Source organism: Pseudomonas sp., from assembly GCF_049645325.1.
Lineage (GTDB): Bacteria > Pseudomonadota > Gammaproteobacteria > Pseudomonadales > Pseudomonadaceae > Aquipseudomonas.
Genome location: NZ_JBARTQ010000232.1, coordinates 1 through 3092 on the forward strand (window position 1 = coordinate 1; position 3092 = coordinate 3092).

Annotated in this window: 3 protein-coding genes; 1 reads left to right on the forward strand and 2 read right to left on the reverse strand. The window is 62.5% G+C overall.

The annotated features are described in order from the left end of the window. Positions 1-88: 88 nt before the first annotated feature. On the reverse strand, positions 89-1258 hold the full coding sequence (locus WBB95_RS09990) for an aspartate aminotransferase family protein (protein ID WP_424487431.1): 1170 nt from the start codon (positions 1256-1258) through the stop codon (positions 89-91). Between the two features lie 103 nt (positions 1259-1361). Here WBB95_RS09990 and WBB95_RS09995 point away from each other — a divergent pair, with 103 nt between their 5' ends. Beyond that, a complete protein-coding gene (locus WBB95_RS09995; protein ID WP_424487432.1) occupies positions 1362-2267 on the forward strand; it encodes a LysR family transcriptional regulator in 906 nt (301 codons plus the stop codon). Here the strand turns inward: WBB95_RS09995 and WBB95_RS10000 are convergent. After that, positions 2264-2887, reverse strand: coding sequence for an HAD family hydrolase (locus WBB95_RS10000; RefSeq protein WP_424487433.1), 624 nt, complete (start codon positions 2885-2887; stop codon positions 2264-2266). The genes WBB95_RS09995 and WBB95_RS10000 overlap by 4 nt on opposite strands. Between the last annotated feature and the right edge of the window lie 205 nt (positions 2888-3092).

Consider the following 3092-nt stretch of genomic DNA (forward strand, 5'->3'; position numbering starts at 1 on the left):
CGCGAATGCAGTGTGTCAGCTGATAGATTCATTGGCTGATACACCGTATTCGCGAGCAAGCCCGCTCCCACATTTTTTTGATCGGGTTTCAATCCAGCAGGCGAGTGATGGCCCGCACAATCATCTCGACCTCTTTTGCATCCAGCGTCAGCGGCGGCAGCAGGCGGATGATCTTGCCGCGTGTCACGTTGATCAACAGCCCATGCTCGTGGGCTGCACGCTGGGCCAGGTCGCGATACGGGCGGGCCAGTTCGATACCGATCATCAAGCCCTGCCCGCGAATCGCCACTACCTGAGGGTGCTCCTCCAACTCCATGCGCAGCCGCGCCAGCAACTGCGCACCTTGTTGCGCCGCGTTCTGCAGCAGCCCCTGTTGTTCAACAATCTCCAGCACCGTGCAACCCACACGGCAGGCCAACGGGTTGCCGCCGAAGGTGCTGCCGTGGCTGCCCGGCGTGAACAAACGGGCCACCGCGTCGCGCGCCAGGCAAGCGCCGATGGGCACGCCGTTGCCGAGGCCTTTGGCCAGGGTCATCACGTCCGGCACGATGCCTTCATGCTCAAAGGCGAACCAGGCGCCGGTGCGGCCGATGCCGGTCTGGATTTCATCCAGCATCATCAGCCAGCCGTGGCGTGTGCAGTGATCGCGCAGGGCTTTCAGATAGCCAGGCGGCGCAGGCAGCACGCCACTTTCGCCCTGGATCGGCTCCAGCAACACAGCGGCAATGCGCGCGCCGAACTGTTGAGTGAGGGCCTCCAGCGCGGCCAAATCACCAAAGCGCACTTTGAGAAAATCCCCCGGTAACCGTTGGAAACCCAGGCGTACCGACGGCCCATCGCTGGCCGCCATGGTGCCGAGGGTGCGCCCGTGAAAGGCGTTTTCCATCACCACCACCAACGGTTCTTCAATGCCCTTTTTCCAACCGTGCAGCCGCGCCAGTTTCAACGCCGTCTCGTTGGCCTCGGCGCCGGAGTTATTGAAAAACGCGCGGTCCAGGCCCGACAGCTGCGTCAGCCGTTGGGCCAGCCTTTGTTGCCAGTCGATGGTGTAGAGGTTCGAGGTGTGCAGTAACAGGCCCGCCTGCTCGCTGATGGCGGCCACCAGTTTCGGGTGGGAATGGCCCACATTGGTCACCGCCACACCGGCCACCGCGTCGAGGTATTCGCGGCCCTGCTGGTCCCACAGGCGGGTGCCCAGGCCACGGGTAAAGCTCAGGTCCGAGGGTTGATACGTGGTCATCAGGCAGGCGGCGGTCATGGTGGCAGGCTCCAGTGCATCGTTGTGATGGGAGCAGTATCGTTAGCCACCCAAGCTGGATAAACTGCGCTTTCCTGCAATGACTTTAAACCAAGGCTTGATAATGGACCTGTTCCAGGCAATGTCGGTTTACGTAAAGGTGGTCGAGACCGGCAGCATGACCGCCGCCGCCCATGAATGCGCAATGTCGACCACCATGGTCGGCAATCACCTGCGCGCGCTGGAACAACGACTGGGCGTGAGCTTGCTCAAGCGCACCACGCGCAAACAGAGCCTCACCGAATTTGGCGGACAGTATTACCAACGCTGCCTGGAGGTGCTGGGGTTGGTGGCCGACTCCGAGCGACTGGCGGAGCAGGTCCACAGCGAAACCCCCAAGGGCAGCCTGCGGATCACCGCGCCACCGGTGTTCGGCACCGAACGCCTCGTGCCGGCCTTGAGCGAATTTTCCCAGCGCTACCCGCTGATCGACCTGTACGTGGTGCTGAGCAATGAGCGGATGGACTTGGTCGACAGCGGCTTCGACGTGGCCATCCGCCTCGGCGAACTGGAAACCTTCAGCCTGATCGCCAGGCCCATGCAGGCCTACACCCTCACCCTCTGCGCATCACCCGAGTACCTGGCGCGACGAGGCACGCCGCAGACACCCGATGACCTGCGGCAACACGACTGCCTGGCGTTCGCTTACCCGGCGACCGACAACTGGCGCGACACCGACAAACTCTGGCGCATGACCGGCGAGGGCGGCGAGGTCGAGGTTCCGGTGTCGGGCTCATTGACCATCAACAGCTCGCAAGGCCTGCGCCAGGCGGCCGTGAACGGCATGGGCATCATCATGCTGGCCGACGCCCTGGTGCAACCGGACCTGGAGAGCGGCAAGCTGGTGGCCTTGTTGACCACCTATCAATTGCCTTGCCGCCCCATGCACCTGCTTTACGGCCAGGACCGATACCGTCTGCCCAAGCTGCGCGCCTTCGTGGATTTCGCCATGGAAAAGTGGGCGCGCTAGAAGGCCACGCCCAACGCCCGCAGGCGCGCTGCGGTGCGCTCGGCCGACACGTGGTGAATACCTTGCCAACCGAGCGCTTCAGCCGCCTCGATATTGCCGGCAACATCGTCGATAAACACCACTTCACGGGCCTGGATGTCCGGCAGGTGGGCGCGCACCTGGGCGAGGCTCGCGTGATAGATCGCCGGGTCAGGCTTGATCAGCTTCCATTCGCCAGACACGACGATGTCGCGTAAATACGCCAGGAACGGGTAATTGGCCCGCGCATAGGGGAAGGTTTCGGCGGACCAGTTGGTCAGCCCGAATAACGGCATGTCGGCGTGATGCAAGGCTTCGAGGATGGCCACACCGTCCGGCAATGAGCCGCGCAGCATCTCGTGCCAGCGGTCGTAATACGCCTGGATCAGGCGTTCGTGGTGCGGGTACTGCTCGATCAGGTGGCGAGTGCCTTCAGCCAGGCTGCGGCCGGCGTCCTGCTCGGTGTTCCAGGCCTGGGTGCAGACGGTGTCGAGAAAGTGTTGCCGCTCGTGTTCGTCGGCAATCAGCTGGCGGTAGAGGTGCTGCGGGTTCCAGTCAAACAGGACACCGCCGAAATCAAAAACTACTGCACGAATCGTCATCAGATCCTCCGGTAGCGTGACTGGATAGCCGCAGGAGTCTGGCAGATTAAGAACGAGGGCGGGAGCGCGAAGGAATGTAGGAGGGTTCTGCAAAGACGCACATAAAATGAGAAAGCTGGATTAATGTGGGCATCTGGCTTGGGTGGGAGCTGGCTTGCCTGCGATACAGGCACCGCGGTGTGACAGTCACACCGCAGTGATGCTA